General features: G+C 46.8%; 17 protein-coding genes and 1 pseudogene. 7 read left to right on the top strand and 11 right to left on the bottom strand.

What is annotated here, in order from left to right; genetic code table 11:
• Positions 1-59: 59 nt before the first annotated feature.
• Positions 60-763, top strand: a pseudogene (locus C400_RS0104695) (Crp/Fnr family transcriptional regulator).
• A 98-nt stretch (positions 764-861) separates the two neighbouring features.
• Here C400_RS0104695 and C400_RS0104690 read toward each other — a convergent pair.
• From C400_RS0104690 to C400_RS0104675, 4 genes are all read right to left on the bottom strand, one after another.
• Positions 862-2,577, bottom strand: coding sequence for a glycosyltransferase 87 family protein (locus C400_RS0104690; RefSeq protein ID WP_017426135.1), 1,716 nt, complete (start codon positions 2,575-2,577; stop codon positions 862-864).
• Between the two features lie 268 nt (positions 2,578-2,845).
• On the bottom strand, positions 2,846-3,559 hold the full coding sequence (locus tag C400_RS0104685) for an MBL fold metallo-hydrolase (RefSeq protein ID WP_017426134.1): 714 nt from the start codon (positions 3,557-3,559) through the stop codon (positions 2,846-2,848).
• 225 nt (positions 3,560-3,784) lie between these two features.
• Complete coding sequence (locus C400_RS0104680) at positions 3,785-4,423, bottom strand: SDR family oxidoreductase (RefSeq protein WP_017426133.1); 639 nt, start codon at positions 4,421-4,423, stop codon at positions 3,785-3,787.
• Positions 4,424-4,523: 100 nt separating this feature from the next.
• The gene (locus C400_RS0104675) at positions 4,524-5,126 is read right to left on the bottom strand and encodes a TetR/AcrR family transcriptional regulator (protein WP_017426132.1); all 603 of its coding nucleotides are present in this window, start codon (positions 5,124-5,126) and stop codon (positions 4,524-4,526) included.
• A gap of 245 nt (positions 5,127-5,371) precedes the next feature.
• On the opposite strand from C400_RS0104675, the gene C400_RS0104670 reads away from it, so the two are divergent.
• The 4 genes from C400_RS0104670 to C400_RS0104655 all read left to right on the top strand — a co-directional run bounded on the left by C400_RS0104670 (position 5,372) and on the right by C400_RS0104655 (position 8,622).
• On the top strand, positions 5,372-6,112 hold the full coding sequence (locus tag C400_RS0104670; protein ID WP_017426131.1) for an ABC transporter ATP-binding protein: 741 nt from the start codon (positions 5,372-5,374) through the stop codon (positions 6,110-6,112).
• Positions 6,109-6,870, top strand: coding sequence for an ABC transporter permease (locus tag C400_RS0104665; protein ID WP_016822665.1), 762 nt, complete (start codon positions 6,109-6,111; stop codon positions 6,868-6,870). Before C400_RS0104670 ends, C400_RS0104665 begins: the two co-directional genes overlap by 4 nt.
• Before the next feature lie 135 nt (positions 6,871-7,005).
• Entirely contained in the window at positions 7,006-7,353 is a 348-nt protein-coding gene (locus C400_RS0104660; RefSeq protein WP_013373683.1) for a KGG domain-containing protein, read from the top strand.
• Between the two features lie 357 nt (positions 7,354-7,710).
• Positions 7,711-8,622: an AraC family transcriptional regulator gene (locus C400_RS0104655; RefSeq protein WP_017426130.1), complete on the top strand. Its 912-nt coding sequence runs from the start codon at positions 7,711-7,713 to the stop codon at positions 8,620-8,622.
• A gap of 73 nt (positions 8,623-8,695) precedes the next feature.
• Here the strand turns inward: C400_RS0104655 and C400_RS0104650 are convergent, their stop codons facing one another.
• From C400_RS0104650 to C400_RS0104615, 7 genes are all read right to left on the bottom strand, one after another.
• On the bottom strand, positions 8,696-9,301 hold the full coding sequence (locus C400_RS0104650) for a zeta toxin family protein (RefSeq protein WP_016822662.1): 606 nt from the start codon (positions 9,299-9,301) through the stop codon (positions 8,696-8,698).
• Positions 9,298-9,471, bottom strand: a complete 174-nt coding sequence (locus tag C400_RS27375) for a hypothetical protein (protein WP_017426129.1) — start codon at positions 9,469-9,471, stop codon at positions 9,298-9,300. The genes C400_RS0104650 and C400_RS27375 overlap by 4 nt, the downstream gene beginning before the upstream one ends.
• A 645-nt stretch (positions 9,472-10,116) precedes the next feature.
• The gene (locus tag C400_RS0104635; protein WP_017426128.1) at positions 10,117-10,620 is read right to left on the bottom strand and encodes a hypothetical protein; all 504 of its coding nucleotides are present in this window, start codon (positions 10,618-10,620) and stop codon (positions 10,117-10,119) included.
• 74 nt (positions 10,621-10,694) lie between these two features.
• Positions 10,695-11,171 (bottom strand): copper amine oxidase N-terminal domain-containing protein, encoded by a 477-nt coding sequence (locus C400_RS0104630; protein WP_017426127.1) that lies wholly within the window; start codon positions 11,169-11,171, stop codon positions 10,695-10,697.
• 108 nt (positions 11,172-11,279) lie between these two features.
• The gene (locus C400_RS28640) at positions 11,280-11,384 is read right to left on the bottom strand and encodes an AsnC family protein (protein WP_016822657.1); all 105 of its coding nucleotides are present in this window, start codon (positions 11,382-11,384) and stop codon (positions 11,280-11,282) included.
• A 119-nt stretch (positions 11,385-11,503) separates the two neighbouring features.
• Positions 11,504-12,211 carry an SDR family oxidoreductase gene (locus C400_RS0104620; protein ID WP_017426126.1) on the bottom strand — a complete coding sequence of 236 codons (708 nt, stop codon included), beginning with the start codon at positions 12,209-12,211 and terminating at the stop codon, positions 11,504-11,506.
• Positions 12,212-12,270: 59 nt separating this feature from the next.
• Positions 12,271-13,215: an AraC family transcriptional regulator gene (locus C400_RS0104615; RefSeq protein ID WP_017426125.1), complete on the bottom strand. Its 945-nt coding sequence runs from the start codon at positions 13,213-13,215 to the stop codon at positions 12,271-12,273.
• Between the two features lie 166 nt (positions 13,216-13,381).
• Between C400_RS0104615 and C400_RS0104610 the strand changes: the two genes are divergently transcribed.
• Positions 13,382-15,580, top strand: coding sequence for a glycoside hydrolase family 52 protein (locus tag C400_RS0104610; RefSeq protein ID WP_017426124.1), 2,199 nt, complete (start codon positions 13,382-13,384; stop codon positions 15,578-15,580).
• A 41-nt stretch (positions 15,581-15,621) separates the two neighbouring features.
• The gene (locus C400_RS0104605) at positions 15,622-17,880 is read left to right on the top strand and encodes an alpha-glucuronidase family glycosyl hydrolase (protein WP_017426123.1); all 2,259 of its coding nucleotides are present in this window, start codon (positions 15,622-15,624) and stop codon (positions 17,878-17,880) included.
• Positions 17,881-18,073 lie beyond the last annotated feature (193 nt).

Genomic DNA, 18,073 nt, shown 5'->3' with positions numbered 1-18,073 from the left:
AGAACACACTATACTTTTTAGTTTCCGGTTGATGAATGGAGTGAATGAATGTGAATGAAATGTCCTGCCCCTGCCAGTGCGAACAGGAGCCCTGTGCCCGCAAAGTGCCTATCTTTTCCTCTTTGTCCTGCGAAGATTTGTGCAAGGTTAGCTCCATGATCCGGCACCGAAAATATCAGAAAGGCGAGGCCTTGATTGTCGAGGAACAGGCATCGGATACGCTATACATTATTAAAAGCGGGCATGTCAAGCTGCTGAAGATGACACCTCAGGGGAAAGAGCAAATTCTACACATTCTGACTACTGGCGATTTTTTTGGTGAGTTGAACATATTTAATAACGACGAGCTGAGTAATTTTAGTGCGTACGCCTTAAAGGATACTGATATTTGTATGCTCACCAAGGATGATATGGAGGAGTTGATCCGCAACAATCCCGATATCTCTTTGAGGCTGCTTAAAACGATTACCAAACGCTTGGCACATACTGAAAACCTGGCTCAAAGTCTGGCTACCAAAGACCCGGAAATCCGTATTGCTACATGATTCTCGAACTCGGACATAAATACGGCAAGCCAGACGGCTCCAATATTAAAATAAATCTCCCCCTCTCACGCGAGGAAATGGCTAATTATGTGGGTGTGACACGTGAAACCATCAGCCGCAAGTTCGGAAAATTTGAACAACTGGGGATTATTCATATCAAAGGTACACGAGAGATTACCATCTGCGATGTACAGAAACTGAACGAATATATGGATTAAATAAAAAACCGCTTCTTTGAGCTTATGGCTTGTGGCGACTTGGCCACTTCCCATTTGCCAAAGAGCGGTTTCTTTTGTTCTTTACATTTTGCTATCAGCTATTTCTCCATCGTTGTGTTCACACCTTGGGATGACGCTCCCCATGTTAATTGCTCCGATGGAAGCTCCGGGAGAACCATGTCCTTGGCAGGCGCAGCCTGAACTGTAGCCGGCCTGGAGCAATCCCACACTACCTTGACCAAATACACAAACAACAACACGTTTAGCAATGATGTCACACACAAAATAATACCGTAATGATCCTGAGAATTGGAGCTATAGAAAATATCAAAGGTGTTCAGGAAAATCGTAAGACTGAATCCACCCGCAAGCCACAAAAATCTGCGATCTCGCAAATACAGGTACGCCAGTACAGCTAACGCGGCCGCAGGGAACAGGTACCGTTCATGCATGCTGGAAGCGAAGGTAAATACACCTGCAATGAGTACCAGTGCAGCTGCTGCTGCGAACTGTGGTTTCCGACTGCGGATATACATCCACCATGTAAACAAAGTCACCAGCACAATGCAGATCATACCCCATGTATGGTAACTGAACAGGAACAGCGTTGTAGTGTCCTGCGTATAATTGCCACCAATGAGTGCGAAGAAGTTATACGCGTTCACCGAAGCATATGGATATTCGCCAACTGTCCCCTTGTATAAATCAAGCAGCCATAATGGCTCCTGCCCCCATGAAAATGGCAATATGACCAGAATGGTTGTCACAACGGCACCACCAATGGACAACAGCCAAGGCTGTATTTTGCGCTGTCTCAGCAGCTCGAAGAACAGAACCGGCCCATAAATAATGCCCTGTGGCTTCATTAATACCGCTATCGTAAACAGTACAGCGGACCAGCCGATCCGGTTTTCCACCAGCAGCACAATCATGCCTACAATCAGCATGGTAAAGAATGAATCTACCTGTCCCCAGAAGGTCGAATTGATAAATACAGCCGGGTTAAACACGTAGAATATGGCCAATCCGAGGCTCACTCCATAGCCGACCCGTTTGCTTGCCAACCGGTACAGCATGTACGCTGTCACGATATCGGCTAATATATTCGGAAGCCGCAGCAATACGGACATATAAGGACTGAAAGCATCCGTAGAGCCGATTTTACCGATCACATATAAAATATAAATATAGAACGGTGGATAGTCACTGGAACCATTCGTGTAAAAGCCTGACAAGCTATTCGCTGCTGTCGTAGCCCAGTTTCGGAATAGCATTAAGTCCATGTGACCCGAGATCCATGGGGCGATCGCCATTCTTAAAAAGAACCCCACACCCAGCACAGTCCATAGCATCAGTCCCCGGTTACGTTCCCCGAGCTTCCATTCTTGAGCCCGAAAACGGTAAGCAATAAACACGAACGCACCGAAGAACAAAGCGGCGAAAATCGCCATCGGAGTAGCATAAGCAGATGAAGAATTTCCATTCCTTCCACCACCCATACCACCGCCTGGACCGCCCATGCCCATTCCAGATCCGTTACCAGACATGCCACCCGGACCTCTGTTGTGCTGTCCGTCTCTAGCAATACCACTGCCGCCCGATGCAGGCGTATCATTCCCGGCCGTTGTGCCTTTGTCACCTGATATCGATGGATTCTCAGTAGTGGAGTTTGTCGTCCCCTGATTCTTGCCGTCAGAGCTGTTCGTCGCATCCGTAGATGCTGAGGACGAATTCTGCTGGTCCTGTCCTACATTTCCTGTTCCACGGTTCCCCGCAGTCTGACCGTCAGAGGAACGTTGCCCCGGCCCTCCCATACCTCCGCCTGGTTCTCCTCCAAACCCGCCGGATGGACCTTGCCTCACTGCCGCAGACTGAGACGCGGAACTACCTGAGTAACTCCATAACGACACGATACTAACGGCAGCACACAATATGAGACTAAATAGAAGTATATATTTCAGACCGTTCGCTTTCCAAACGTTCAAATCCGATGCACCTCTCTCTGTTTCTATTTTCCTCATATTGTATCTGCCTTAGCTTAGGACTTTGTGAGTTCTGGCTGAATGTTGGCTGAATACGTAATCATCGCACTGAACATTGCTGCTCCAACTCCATAATCGCTTTTTCCAGCTGAGATTGTGGATGCTTCAGCATGTTGCCATGACCGGCTGCTAATAGAGACGGATTGTAAGACGCCAGCTTTTTGGCACTTGCCAGCGAAACTTCCTTATCCCAGGTAGCTAGTGCCGGAAAAGGAAACAGCGGCTTGAGCCTTCCCGCCACCGCAACACCGCCCCGAGTCTGGAAGGCATCACCTGCAATCAACGCACGGGTACGGGTATCCAAAAACCCCATCGAGCCTGGCGTATGTCCCGGTGCGCTGATTGCCAGCAGCGAACCCACATGATCCCCATCCTCCAGTAAAACGTCAGGCTGGGTAAGGATATTCTTTGGCACGCTGCCCCGAATAGGAGTGTCCGGTTCGCCTGTCTCCAACGATACATCACCCTTCAGCAGCCGAGCATCTCGTCTTGAAATGAATACTTGTGCCTCAGGATACTTTTCCTTCAGCTTATCCAACGCACCTACATGATCCCCATGCGCATGGGTAAGTACAATTCGTACAATCGGCTGTCCAATGCGCGCCGCAGCTTGTTCAATACCCTGAGCACTATATGGCAATCCGGCATCGATCAGGGTAAGCCCCTCTTTCTCCTCCACCAAATAACAGTTCACCGGGAACAGCCGGGGCATAAACGTCAATTGATACACATGCTGCACCTGAACGATACGCATTTTATCTCATCTCCTTTTCTTGATCGCAAACTAATTATATTAGTATTATAATTAACGTAATTAGTTTTAGGCAAATTTTTTCGTAATATGCCCATCGGTACGTTGGTTTTTTGGTCATACGTAGCGTTAAAGGAAAGGATTATACAAAGCAAAAAGCAGACCCGGAATCGTACCTCTGGGTCTGCCTTTATTCATATTATGCACATGTCTTTCAATTCATTAGCTCTACCGGATGGCCTCAGCAATAGGCGTACTGCCGGACACCAAATCAATCGCACGATGATACGTCAGTTTTTCCTCCAGTGCTGCTACCACCGTTGCCGCTACATCTTCACGTGAGATGGTATGGCTGGTAAGATCTTCACCAGTAGCAACCTTGCCAGTACCCTCATCATCTGTTAGCCCGCCGGGACGAAGAATCGTGTAATCCAGATTGCTCGCTCCCAGCAAGCGATCTGCATAATGCTTTGCCACATAATACGGCTTAATCGATTCGGGCCACTGCTCCCGGTTCTCCGCATGTAGAGCGCTGACCATAATAAAGCGCCGGATACCCGCTTGCTCAGTGGCCTCCATCGCCTTGACTGCTCCATCAAGGTCGATGAGCAGTGTTTTATCCGCTCCTGTTTTGCCGCCGGAGCCTGCCGTGAACACGACAGCATCGCTGCCTTTTATAGCTGCAGCAATTTCATCAACTGTCCCTTCAAGGTCAGCTACTACCGTTTCTGCTCCCAAACGTTCAAGCGCTTCGGCCTGATCCGGTTTGCGAATCAACGCCTTTACGCGATGCAATTCATGTTGCCCCAGTAGGCGAACGAGTTGTCTGCCTACTTTTCCATTGGCACCAATCACCAATACGTTCACTCTTATCCCTCCTGTATTCACGGTCTCTCATCTACTTTATACTGATATATTTTACCCTTTGAGTCCAGGACGCAATCATATGGGCTATATCAGATTGAACTCAGTTTTTTTCTGAATGCTCCACATCTCGCTTATGCTGTAACACGCGAAGACCTGCCCAAAAGGTGTCCATCATCACTTCGATACTCCGATCCACATCCACAGGTAAACCAAAACCACCCTTTTGTTCAAGCGAGGCAAAACCATGCAGAAGACTACGGAATCCCCTCGCTGCATGAATGCAATCTGCTTCGTTGAAACCGTAGCCACTGGATAGCACGGTAATGACAAGTTCCGCTACGCGATCCGCTGCATGTCTTAGCTCGGTATCATTTCGGTCGGTTGCATACAGCATCGCTTCATACAAACCAGGTCGCTCGCGCGCATACTGCATATACGCTCTCCCCATAGCAGTCAGCGCATCTTCGCCTGCTCTGCCTACGGCTGCGCTCACCAATGCCTCCTCTAACTTTTCGAGGCTATGTAATGCTAGCACATGACGCAATCCGTTCAACCCGTCCACATGGTTGTACAAAGATGGAGGACGAATATGCAGCTTTTGCGCCAGCGTAGTGAGCGTGACATCTCCCATCCCACGTTCATTGGCAATATCCTCAGCAGCCTTCAGGATATCTTGTAGCTTTACTCCATGTCTAGGTGACATCATCCTGTCCCCTTTCGTTGAATTCCTATGTAAGGTGATTTTCATATGGATATACAGACTAAGTTCTTATTTTGTCTTAACTAATCCTGTTAGTTTATACAAAGAGGGTCCCGTTTGCAACAGTTCCATCCCCCGGATCTTTTTTTAGAAGAAGAGCCAGTAGGATATTACTGATATAATACAAAGAGATTATAGAGCGGATCTGATATCTTTTCCGATTCCCTGCAAAGGAGCTAACTATATCTATGGAATCCAAGCCACTTCCAGCTATTGAATTTAATCATATCACCAAATATTTCACTGGATCGGGGCAGCAACGTGCTGTCCTGAACGGGATTACAGCAAAGGTCCCTCGCGGAAAAATCACGACACTGGTCGGTCCGTCAGGCTCTGGTAAAAGCACACTGCTTTCATTGTGCAATCTCTTGCTAACATCGGATGAAGGAGAAATCAGCGTCCTCGGCAAGCCTATAACCGAGTGGGAGATCCCTGAACTGAGACGAAAGGTAGCATTGGTTTTTCAAGATGCTCCCATGCTTCAGGGGACGGTCCTCTACAATCTCCAGACTGTAGAGCGGCTGCATGGTACGGTACTGGAAGATCCGGTTGGCCTGTTAGAGCGCGTAGGACTCACCCGTGACCTGCTGGAACAGAAGGCGCAGGAGTTGTCCGGTGGACAAAGACAGCGCTTGGCCTTGGCACGGACGCTCGCGAACCGTCCGGATATTTTACTACTGGATGAGATTACTTCTGCACTGGACCCCGCCTCAGTCAAAGAGGTTGAGGAACTGCTGCTTCAAATGAACAAAGAAGAGGGAACAACAATGATCTGGATTACGCACCATATGGAACAAGCCCGCAGAGTAGGCCACGAAACATGGCTGATGATTAACGGAAGACTGGTAGAGCAAGCGGATACGGAGACATTTTTCAATAATCCACAGCATAGTGAAACCCGCAAATTTGTAGCAGGAGAATGGGTATGACGATTGTTGCCTTGATTCTCTCTCTTGGTTTTGTATTTATCGCCATCGTCATGTCCAAGTCCTTCAAACTCGGTTTGGACCGAGACATTATTATTGCCACGATCAGAGCATCCGTTCAGCTACTGGCGATTGGATATGTATTGCATTTGATTTTCGGGATGCAAAGCTACGGATTTATCGTATTATTCATTCTGCTCATGATCACTGTAGCTTCTCAAAATGTTGCGCGCAAAGGACGTTTTATTCCCCGTCTCATGTGGAAGTCATTCCTGACGTTGCTGTGTGTGGAAATCGTTACACAGGCATTCCTGATTGGCCTGCATATCATTCCGGCGACAGCCCGGTACATGATTCCGATTAGCGGCATGATCATTGGCAGCTCCATGATTTTGTCCAGCCTGCTGGTATCACGGCTCAAGTCGGAAGTCCTGCTGCGCAAGCCTGAAATCATGCTCATTCTCGCACTGGGGGGAACCCCGAGACAAGCCATCTTCCCTATACTGAAGAATTGCATACGTTCCAGTATGATTCCAACCATTGAGGGGCAGAAAACACTCGGGCTTGTTCAGCTTCCCGGTATGATGACCGGACAAATCATTGCAGGTGCCAATCCGATTGTCGCCGTGCGTTTGCAATTGCTCATCGTATTCACTACCATGACCTCTGCCATTTTGACCAGCGTGCTGCTCAGCCTATTCATTTATCCGACATTATTTACCCGCCAGCAACAACTGCGCACAGAGTCTTGGGAGGTCTGATAGAGACGGATACACCTAGTTATTTACCAGTAATTTTCCATATATCAAAATAAAATAGACATGTTTAATTCCTGACACGAAGGTTAATAGATACACGTAGACGCTTTACTAAAATTCGATGAGGAGTGATTGAACATGGCTAACAACAACCAAAATGGCAAAATGAGTCGCGAAGAGGCAGGACGTTTAGGTGGAGAAGCTACTGCTAAAAATCACGACAAAGAATTTTACCAAGAGATCGGCGAAAAGGGTGGCGAGGCCACATCCAAAAGTCATGGCAAGGACTTCTATCAGGAAATTGGTGAAAAAGGCGGAGAAGCCACTTCCAAAAACCATGGCAAGGAGTTCTATCAGGAAATCGGTCGCAAGGGCGGTGAAGCCCGTGGCAATTCGGACCAAAGTGATAGCGACGGGAAAATGAGCAGGGAAGAAGCAGGCCGCAAAGGCGGCGAAGCTCGCGCCCGTCAACGCAAAAATAACTAAGATTGATTAGGATACGTTGTCGGTGCAGTTGCAACGCAAAGGCACAGACTGCATAGAATGCGAAGTAAGTGAATGTTTATGTTATAAAAGCCTACCTGCCGGTGTTCCGGTAGGTAGGCTTTTGTGTGAATAGTTACTTTTATCAAAAGGCCACTTTCAACATCCGATCATACGTCATACAATATACATATTCAGGTTAAATAACCATCCTACATATTTTATTACAAATGAAAGAATGGAATAGTCAGATTCTTTTCTCTTGTCGTCTTACTTATTGTTATAAAAGTGTGCATGCAACTCAGGTCAAATATTCGTGCATCCTGGCTGCTAAGATGGAGTCGAAAGGAGGGAACCCCCGTGTACGAATGGAACGAAATGGTCCAGCTTATGATTGATTGGATTGATAATAATCTTACTTCAGCACCATCGTTGTTGAGAATGTCCGACCAGTTAGGCTATTCCCCTTACTACTGTACAAAACAGTTTCATTCTCTAACAGGAATGACGTTAAGGGATTATGTATGGATGCGCAGGATTAGTCGTGCAGCCCTTGAACTCCGGGACAGCAATGTCCGCATCCTCGATGTTGCCGTAAAGTACGGGTTTTCTTCACAGGAAGCTTTTACACGAGCATTTGTAAAAGCGTTCGAGGTAACTCCGGCTGTATACCGGAAGGAGCCCCGTCCTATTCCATTAGCCATTCGCGTTGAGGTGTTCTCTCCTTATCATTACCATTTGAAGGAGCGGGATAAGATGGTTAAGGAGCATTTACAAGAAGCCGAAGTCAAAATCGAGCATATACCAGCACACAAATTTATTGGAATCTGGGATATCTCTTCTCGAAACTACGGGGAATTCTGGAGAAACGGTCATAACTGTGATGAAATTTGTGGGACCCTGGAAAGCATGTCTCACCTTAAGCTTCCCGGACAATTAGGTCAAACCGCAGGCTGGTTCTATCGGCATGGTCAGAAGGGATATCTGTATGGAATACCGGTTGCTACTGACTACAATGGAGAGATTCCAGCAGGTATGGAGTGCCGAAATATCCCCGAATCAGATTATCTGGTGTTTTTCCATCCACCCTTTAACTATTTAAAAAACAATGGAGATGTTATGAGAGTGGTGGAGGAAAAAGCTTGGAATTTTGACCCAGGCAGTATGGGGTATGCATGGGATGAGGAAACGAAGCAGGATTATCAACGGCATTTCCCTGAGGGATACGGCTACGCAGTGTTACGTCCTGTGAAAAAAAATAAGGGAAAATAAAAACAGTATCATGGTGGACACAATACGTTTTAAATATAGAATAAACCGATCACTGAATCATACAGTTGTCGGTTTATTCTTGATCAGTATTTTTATTTTGCAAGTAACTATCAATGATTTTAACCCAATCTGGTAACAACGCCACATGATGTTTTATCGTTTCACTATCTGATTCTAATACAATCACGCCGTCTGAGCTACTGTTGTCAATGACAATTAAATGATCAATAAGTTTAAGATGTAAGAGCAGATTGTCCAGTGAGGTCTGATGCCTTCTTATAATATCAGCAGTATCAATATGGTGACCCCCATTTCGAACTCGTGCAGCAACTCGCTCGATATTAAGACGATAATCACCAAGACCCACATAAAACATGATGACTTCAAAACCATTTTCTTTTGCCACTCGCATTTGTCGAATCACATTGCCACCAGCAAGTGTCGTCTCTACAGTAAAATCCCGTTTATTTCTTATACAATCCCGCGCTAGTTTAATCGCTTCCTTTCCTGCCGACACTTTGTGTCGATCAGGGTTTTCACGATCAATCCCTCGTGCTAACGCATCTGGATCGATATTAACACTTACACCAAGTTTATCAACGATTAGATTACGAATTGTACTCTTACCACTTCCGTTGTTTCCTGCGAATACAAACATAGTAGCAAACGGCTCACTCATGTTAAAATATCCTGTTCTTTAATTCGTTCGATTTGACCATTACTGTACTCTTTAACAAACTGACCATCCGGCGTTTTGTAGACAATATATGTGCCATTTGCCTTAGCGTCCAGTTTTGCTCTATCTCCAGTTAGTTTGATCAACTTGCCTAGGTCGTGTATACGATTCATTAGCCATCACCATCCCATTCAAATCATATAACGAGAGTATATCATAAATCGAAAAGCCTGAAAGATTCCAGCTTCACTCAAATCCATACGAATACCACACAGCTAAAATCGAAACAAGTAAATAGATCAATATATCGCCCTTTTTTTTAGAATAAAGCTACTTTCAGATTTATTATTCGTCTATATCAGCAAAGACGCCCAGAAAACTCTATTATGATTTCATGGCCGCCATTGAAGATGTTAGTTATAATCCCATTGGAAATAATAGGAAATAGATAAACACAGGACAAAAATCAATTGATCCAACAAATTTCTTTTTTACACCCCTGATGAACAAAAAATAGAAACTAAGCTAAGTACGCGGTGATAAGTTGTTAATATCAGGTAGGAGGTATAGGCTATGAAATCCTTTCGCTTTTGGCTGGTCCTAGTCTCTTGTATAGTTATTGCTGTAAATCTTACAGGGTACGACGACTATAATATACTATTGGCTATGATTAGCCCGTTGGTTTGGATGTATGAATCTTTTCAATTTGTGCGAAAAGCACATATCCCTATAGCCGTTGTATACTTTACTACGATAGGTTTCTGGTATCTCATTGGATACGTTGTCGATCGTTTGATTAGAAAATCAAAAAATTAAAATCAATTGAAATTATTTTCTAAATCATCATCTACCTTCTCAGGCTCGTACTCGACTGTTTTATAGTCAGGTGAAGAAGGAATCATATTGACCACAACATTCCTCATTTGTAGCTTGTACTTTCCTTCTTCAAAAGCAAGAATATGCTTGATAGGAGGTAACTCCATATCCTTATACTTCGTTATCGAAGAAACAACAATCTTGGAGGGGTCAGAATCATCCACAGACATGATACGATAATCTATCGGTGTCCCTTGGGCTTTTAGAAAATTAAGTCGTGCCCTCTCTGTTTTAAAACGATAATCATCAGACAGTGAAAGCATCTTATCGTAGTCACGACTCATAGAAGCGTTCATATATTCTGAAAATGTAGAGACAGCAGCCTCTTTGGGCTTATCGGGAAGTTTATAAGGTTCCTTATCCCCTCCAAAACCAGTAGCAACTACGATCAAAATCCCTCCAAGAACAATCAAACAAGCCAACTTCTTATGTAGCGCAATCTTCAATGAAGAAAACCTCCCTCGCTAAAATTCAACCATATATTTGCAACATATACAGAGTTGTCGCCTTTCATAATAAGTCAACTTTTACTTAGATGCGGCTTGATAATGTTTACATGTATAGTCTTATTTATTAGGGTACTATTTACAGTCGCGCCCATAACCTCTGAAACCCATCGGAGAGGCACCATCACACGATTAGGTGAGACTGGCATAACAGGCGCATTAGGCATTATTTTTTCTATATCATTTACATAAGCTACTTTACTGCCAATAGTCAGACGTACGATTTCGCCATGCTCAGAAAAGATTGTAACCTCCTGCTTCTCTCTATTCCAGCTTACACTCTCGCCCAAACTCTCTGATACAAATCGAATAGGGACATACGTTGTATTGGTTGCTCGTTCGATATAAGGATTTGCATCAGATGTGACTTCAACATTGTTTACTGTAAGGACAAAATTGTACAGATATTTAGGAAGTGCAGCATTTGCTTGATCTACGGTTACAAAGCAAATCACCGCAAATAGTATAGTATTAACTGCTCTTTTCAACATGTGATAGCTCCTTTTTCAGGTAGAAACGAATTTATGAAACTCATTGAAACTTGAAATTCTATGGAATATGACTATGCAAATAGCTTGCATATCACAAGAATGTATACCTCAACTAAAAGCATACCACATTACCCAATTTCCCCCAATATTAGTTGTGGGCATGCGGGCCTGATTTTGCAGTATCTGCAGAATTTTATAATCCACTTGATCCATTCACTACATCTCCTTAAACACAAGATCTTAATTGATTTATAGAGTAAAAAGAAACCAGTCCAACACATTGTAAGCGTGTATTGGACTGGTGGACGTGTACACGTTGGCTTCCAGACAAATTAGATCAGCGTATAACCGCCATCCGGGAATAGCACGCTTCCGGTGGTGAACTTGTTAGTCATCAGGTACAACACCGTATGTGCGATTTCCTCATTATACCCCACTCGCCGTAGCAAGGTTACTTCCTTGTATTCTTCAAAAGCCTGCGCCCGCTGCTCCCCCTCGGGGCCGTCCCGCCAGATCGTGCCGGGAGACACCACATTGACCCGTACTGGAGCCAACTCCACCGCCAACGCCTTGCCCAAACTTTCAATCGCGCCGTTAGCCGCTCCATATGTAGCACCAAATCCCATCGGCCGTTGACTGAAGGCTCCAGACATGAGAACGATTGAGCCATCCTTGGAGATATGCGATACCGCATGCTTGGCAGCAAAATACTGCGGCCAGAATTTTCCCTCGAATGGAGTCTTCGCCTTTTCCGTATCTATGGTGATCGGACCACGTGTATAGCTCGCACCCGGAGTAAACAAATGATCGAATGCGCCGACCTTTTCAAAAAACGCCTGTACTTCCTCTTCCTTTTGATTGTTCAATTGAAAGGTCTCCACCGCTTCTGTAGGAATGAGCTTCTTCGCCTGCTCCAGCTTTTCTGCAGAACGGCCAGCGATTACGATACTCGCTCCTTGCTTTGCTGCTTCTATGGCTGTTGCCAGCCCTATCCCTGCACTGCCGCCAATCACGACAACACGTTGATTATGTAAATTCATACTATTATCATCTCCTTTATAAGGATTGTATCATAACTATTTTATAAGCATATATATTTTTATTCGGGTGAACTTTCAAGGGCTATATTCTTGCGGTAGGATGTCGGCGACTGACCGGCCCAGCGTTTGAATTGCCTGCTAAAATGTGCAATATCCCCATAGCCGAGCAAATCAGCAATTTGCTGCACTGACCATTGCGGATCAGCCAGCAGCAGCTTGGCCTCATGCAAGACAAGCTCGGATAGATACACCCGCGGAGATACGCCAAAAACGCTACGGAATACACGATTACAATGAGATACGCTAATACCCAGTTCGGATGAAATACCCTCGATCCCATCCTGTTTTTCCAACGAGCCGGCCTGTCTATAAGGCTGATTAACCCTGCCCTGAAGACGACTGGCAATCTGATGGGCAAGCTCTGCCTGCACATATCCACGCCCTGGCAGATGAGCGGCTTCACTGGATACAGCCTCCCACAACGTTGCGAACAGTTCGAACACAGCAGATTGAATCCGCATACGCTTTGCCACTGAATCACCATCTATACCTTTGTCTTCAAGCGCAGAAAGACCGAGCAGCTTGCCTAGCGCTGGTCCCATCTGCTTCGCTACTGTGCCATCCGCTGGAAAAAGTACTTGCTCCAGACGGCTCAGTAGCGAAAGAAACAATTTATCATCAATGTCGAAATGCATGCAAAAATACGTAAATCCCTCTCCGTTGCTACGGCTGGAGTGGATAACTCCCGGGCGCAAGAGCATCAGATCCCCCTGTCGCTGAATATAGCTGCGACCATCCACGACCATGATCTGCTCTCCCGCGAGCACGATGTTAATTTCATATTGCGGATGTTCATGTGGCGGATAGCTCCACTCTCTTCCGACACTTCGTGTATGAATGGCAAACAGATTGACCGTAGTCCGCACATCGGGAAAAAAGAATTCCTCTCCGGCGACCGTAAGGCCTGGATCATGGGGTCGCTTTGGCAAACGTGGTGACGACATGTTTTCCCTCCTGGCTTACATATATCGATATACTCCAGTATATCGTTTCCAGCGCGATTTGGATAAATAGTTGAGCGATTTGACAATGGTTCCTCGGCACATGTCATGCTAGGCTCTAATTGAAGTTAGTCAATGTTAAATTTTATCATGAAAGGGGTTTCAATATATGTCGAAAAATATATTTTATAACACGCAGCATGCACCTATCGGTTCATTCTCCAGCTTTACACTCGGGTTTAAGGGTAACCGCGGCGGACTCGGCCTGGAGCTGGGCAAGCCTGCTGATGAAAATGTATACATCGGGCTGCAATCCAGGGATGGCGGATCGTATGAGGCGCTTCCCTTTTTTGCATCCATACAGGATGAAAGTACCCGTTATGATGTGGAGAAAAAGGATAAAAAAACGGAGCCTCTACTCGTTGCCTTTGCCGATCAGGACATCACCCGTGAGCTAAAAGCAGGAACCGATACATGGCAGGCAGGCGATTTGACATTCCGGCTGTACTCTCCCGTTCGCCCGGTACCCGAGCCGGGAATTGCGGGCATAGATGAGCTGCGGGCAGCGTTGGTTCCGGCAGTATTTGCTGAGCTAACGATCGATAATACACAGGGTGCTGCTGCACGGAGAGCCTTTTTCGGCTACCAGGGCAGTGACCCGTATAGCGGCATACGCATTATAGGAGAAGATCCACGCAGGGACGCTATGGATTCTACCCGATTGAAGGAAAGACTCACAGGCATCGGTCAAGGACGAAGCACTGCTATTGTGACCAACAGCAGCGAAGCGGTACCTGCCAGCGGATTTGCGATGGAGAAGCTACTTGGGGAGGCCATGGCTGATAACTTATCCTTTGGCTTAGGTGCAACGGGTGCGCTCCTGATGGACGTTCCCGCAGGAGAGAAGCGCACGTATGCCTTCGCTATATGTTTTTATCGCGGCGGCATTGTGACAACAGGTATCGAAGCATCATATTACTATACCCGACTGTTCAAGGATATCGAAGACGTGGGAAGCTATGCGTTGAAGCATTTTACCAACCTAACCGCAGCCTGTGTTCAGGCGAACGACTGGATTGAATCGGCGAGCTTGAGTCTGGATCAGAAATTTATGCTCGCTCAGGCCATTCACAGCTATTACGGCAGCACTCAATTGCTCAGTCAGCAAGAGGATGGCGAACCGATCTGGATTGTGAACGAAGGCGAGTACCGAATGATGAATACACTCGATCTGACGGCAGATCAGCTTTATTATGAATTGATTTTGAATCCATGGACGGTGCGCAACGAGCTGGAGTGGTTTGTCCAACGGTACAGCTATCGGGATGAAGTACGCTTCCCGGGGGAGGAACAGGCCTATCCCGGTGGGATCACGTTTACACATGATATGGGCGTGGCCAATGTGTTCTCCCGGCAAGGGTATTCCTGTTATGAACTGGCAGGGATTGACGACTGCTTCTCTTACATGAGCCACGAGGAACTGGTGAACTGGCTTTGCTGCGCCACGGTATATATCGAGCAGACACAGGATCAGTCATTTACGACACGTATGCTGCCTGTCTTGTGCGACTGCTTCGAAAGCATGCTGCGGCGGGATCATCCAGATCCGGCACAGCGAAACGGCTTAATGGGCCTGGATAGCTCAAGAACCCAGGGAGGCGCAGAAATTACGACTTACGATAGTCTAGATGTATCCTTGGGTCAGTCCCGCAATAACATTTATTTAGGCAGCAAATGCTGGGCGGTATATGTTGCGCTTGAAAAGATATTTGCCTCAAAGGGGCTTAACTCCCTTTCACAGGAAGCTGGCTCACAGGCAGACAAATGCGCAGCATCGATCACCGCTCACATGACAGACAAGGGCTATATCCCTGCAGTCATTAAGGAAGGCAACGACTCACAGATTATTCCTGCCATTGAAGGGCTGATCTTCCCCTATTTTACAGGATGCGAGGATGCGCTTGAGCCTGATGGGCGGTTCGGTGAATATATCCAAGCACTTCGACGCCATTTGCAAACCGTACTGGTACCAGGAGTTTGTCTATTTGAAGACGGAGGCTGGAAGCTATCCTCGACCAGTAACAACTCCTGGTTGAGCAAAATCTATCTGTCTCAGTTTATTGCCCGTGAGCTGCTGGAACTGCCTTGGCAGGAAACGGGGCAGGCGGCTGACGTAGCCCATGTTTCATGGCTCCTCCATCCTGAAGAATCCTATTGGTGCTGGAGCGACCAAATGCTCTCCGGCATTGCCCACGGCAGCAAATATTACCCACGCGGGGTTACCGCTATTTTGTGGCTGTATGAAGGCAAAGGAAATCGGCTGACCCTCCCTCAGCATATGAGTCAAGATGAGAAGCAGCATGCCTGAGACGAACGAACCCTCACTCGTCCAAAGGAGGCCCAAATAATATGAGCAAGCGGATGAATATGCCAAGCGAGAGCGGCTATGACGCTTGGTTGCACTACCATCGCGACCAATTTGTAGAAAAGATGCCTGCTTGGTGCAGAGTCATCGTAGTTCATGAAACAGATGATGAAGTGCTTCAGACGGCTGCGAGTGAGCTTCGGCAAGGATTGGCTTCCATGTTCGGACAGCAGCCGAAGATAAGTACCGTTCCTGTCAATGTACCATTCGTTGCGCTGGGTACGCTCCAAGACCATCCATGTATCGCAGAACGGTTTAGTGCAGAAGAACAGGCAGAAGTGAGCGCAGAAGGCTACCGAATTCGCGGAGTAGAAGTGCCGAAACTTGCAGATTCAACTGGGCAAGATCACGATGATATCAAAGGACAGTGCCTTATAGTTGCGGGGCAGACGTCAAAAGGAGTATTGTATGGAGTCTTTCATTTGCTGCGCTACCTGCAAGGAGGACTAGACGGCAATCTGAAGCCCACTGCCGGGGAATCATTGCACGCTCCCACTCTAGACCTGCTGTCTAATCCGGCTAACTCCATTCGCATGATTAATCACTGGGATAACATGGATGGTAGTGTTGAACGTGGATATGCCGGGGCATCTATTTTCTACAACAACAATGCCTTTACTACAAATATGGAGCGCCTTCGAGACTATGCCCGTCTACTCGCTTCTGTAGGCATTCAGGCGTTATCCATTAACAATGTGAATGTCCATCAGGTAGAAACTGAGCTGATCACAGATCGGTTTTTACCTGATGTAGCCAAAGTAGCAGCCGTATTTCGCGCCTATGGTATCCAAATCTACTTGAGCATTAACTATGCCAGCCCGATTCAGCTCGGTGGATTAACCACAGCCGATCCTCTGGATCCCGGTGTAGCTGAATGGTGGCAGACCAAAGCACAGGAGGTTTACGCAGCAGTTCCCGATCTGGGTGGTTTTGTGGTCAAGGCCGATTCTGAAAATCGGCCCGGTCCCTTCAGCTATGGGCGCCATCACGCCGATGGAGCCAATATGCTGGCGGATGCACTACGGCCCTATGGCGGACGTGTGATTTGGCGTTGCTTTGTCTACGACTGCAAACAGGACTGGCGTGACCGCAAGACGGATCGGGCTCGCGCGGCCTTTGACCATTTTAAACCGCTGGATGGACTGTTCCGGGATAATGTCATTTTACAGATTAAAAATGGCCCTATGGATTTTCAGGTGCGAGAGCCTGTCTCCCCTCTGTTCGGCGCGCTGGAAGCCACTCAGGTACTGCTGGAGTTCCAAATTGCACAGGAGTATACCGGACAACAAAAGCATCTATGTTACCTGGTTCCGCAATGGAAGGAAGTGCTTGATTTTGACACCTACGCACAGGGAAAAGGCTCCACCATCAAGCGCATCGTAAGTGGTGTTTTGCATAGCAACAGCGAATCTGGTTCTCATCACAGGAAGGCTACTGTCCATGCAGGCAGCGGCAGTTTCCAGGAGGAGCCAACGAATCATGTTCCCAAGGGCACGAACTTTGGAATAGCCGCTGTTTCCAATATTGGTGCAGACACCAATTGGACCGGACATTTGCTCGCCCAGTCCAATCTTTACGGCTACGGCCGGTTGGCATGGGACCCGGATCTATCCGCAGATGAAATCGCGGATGAATGGGTTCGGCTAACATTTAGCAATCAAGGCAAGGACTACGGCGATCCTGAGTTGATTCCTACTATTAAGCAAATGCTGCTCGATTCTTGGAATATCTATGAGTCCTATACCGCCCCTCTGGGGGTCGGCTGGATGGTCAGTCCCAATCACCACTATGGGCCGGATGTTGATGGATATGAATATTCGATGTGGGGCACCTACCATTTTGCCGATTGCTGGGGGATCGGGGTAGATCGGACGACTGCAACTGGAACGGGCTATGCAGGACAATATTTTCCTCCTGTTGCCGAAATCTACGAATCTACAGACACCTGTCCAGATGAGCTGCTCTTATTCTTTCACCATGTTCCTTATACGCACGTGCTCCAATCCGGCCAAACGGTCATACAGCATATTTATGATACTCATTTTGAAGGTGCCGAACGTGCGGCCCATCTCCAAGCAACATGGATTAGTCTGCGGGAGCATCTAAATGAATTGATCTATGAACAGGTGCTGACGCGGCTGGAGCATCAGGCTGAGCACGCCAAGGAATGGCGGGATCGGATCAATACGTATTTTTATCGCAAAAGTGGTATTCCCGACGAAAAAAATCGCCCTATCTATTAAGCAGATAGCCTCATGCGTTGCTTGCATACACACTGGGTTTTGCCTCCCTTTCACGGGAATACCATAAAAGACACACGTCTTACTCAGACCTGTGTCTTTTTTCGCATGGTCTAATTTATGCACACGGTTGCTAACGCAAAATGTCATATTTGTCCACTCTGAATGTGCAATAAATTCTTCTTTTTTATGCAAC

Source organism: Paenibacillus sp. ICGEB2008 (assembly GCF_000307675.1).
In the GTDB taxonomy this organism is placed as follows: Bacteria; Bacillota; Bacilli; order Paenibacillales; family Paenibacillaceae; genus Paenibacillus; species Paenibacillus polymyxa.
Note: the sequence above shows the minus strand (reverse complement) of the source record. Positions and strands in the feature narration are given on the sequence as shown.

Bases quoted from the DNA above. Each gene is read 5' to 3' on its own strand.
- C400_RS0104620 (WP_017426126.1), bottom strand. From the start codon at position 12,211: ATGAATTTACATAATCAACGTGTTGTCGTGATTGGCGGCAGTGCAGGG.
- C400_RS0104675 (WP_017426132.1), bottom strand. From the start codon at position 5,126: ATGTCACCTAGACATGGAGTAAAGCTACAAGATATCCTGAAGGCTGCT.
- C400_RS0104610 (WP_017426124.1), top strand. From the start codon at position 13,382: ATGTCGAAAAATATATTTTATAACACGCAGCATGCACCTATCGGTTCA.
- C400_RS0104630 (WP_017426127.1), bottom strand. From the start codon at position 11,171: ATGTTGAAAAGAGCAGTTAATACTATACTATTTGCGGTGATTTGCTTT.
- C400_RS0104615 (WP_017426125.1), bottom strand. From the start codon at position 13,215: ATGTCGTCACCACGTTTGCCAAAGCGACCCCATGATCCAGGCCTTACG.
- C400_RS0104650 (WP_016822662.1), bottom strand. From the start codon at position 9,301: ATGAGTGAGCCGTTTGCTACTATGTTTGTATTCGCAGGAAACAACGGA.
- C400_RS27375 (WP_017426129.1), bottom strand. From the start codon at position 9,471: ATGAATCGTATACACGACCTAGGCAAGTTGATCAAACTAACTGGAGAT.
- C400_RS28640 (WP_016822657.1), bottom strand. From the start codon at position 11,384: ATGGATCAAGTGGATTATAAAATTCTGCAGATACTGCAAAATCAGGCC.
- C400_RS0104670 (WP_017426131.1), top strand. From the start codon at position 5,372: ATGGAATCCAAGCCACTTCCAGCTATTGAATTTAATCATATCACCAAA.
- C400_RS0104605 (WP_017426123.1), top strand. From the start codon at position 15,622: ATGAGCAAGCGGATGAATATGCCAAGCGAGAGCGGCTATGACGCTTGG.
- C400_RS0104690 (WP_017426135.1), bottom strand. From the start codon at position 2,577: ATGGGAGGGCCGGGGCAACGTTCCTCTGACGGTCAGACTGCGGGGAAC.
- C400_RS0104660 (WP_013373683.1), top strand. From the start codon at position 7,006: ATGGCTAACAACAACCAAAATGGCAAAATGAGTCGCGAAGAGGCAGGA.
- C400_RS0104685 (WP_017426134.1), bottom strand. From the start codon at position 3,559: ATGCGTATCGTTCAGGTGCAGCATGTGTATCAATTGACGTTTATGCCC.
- C400_RS0104665 (WP_016822665.1), top strand. From the start codon at position 6,109: ATGACGATTGTTGCCTTGATTCTCTCTCTTGGTTTTGTATTTATCGCC.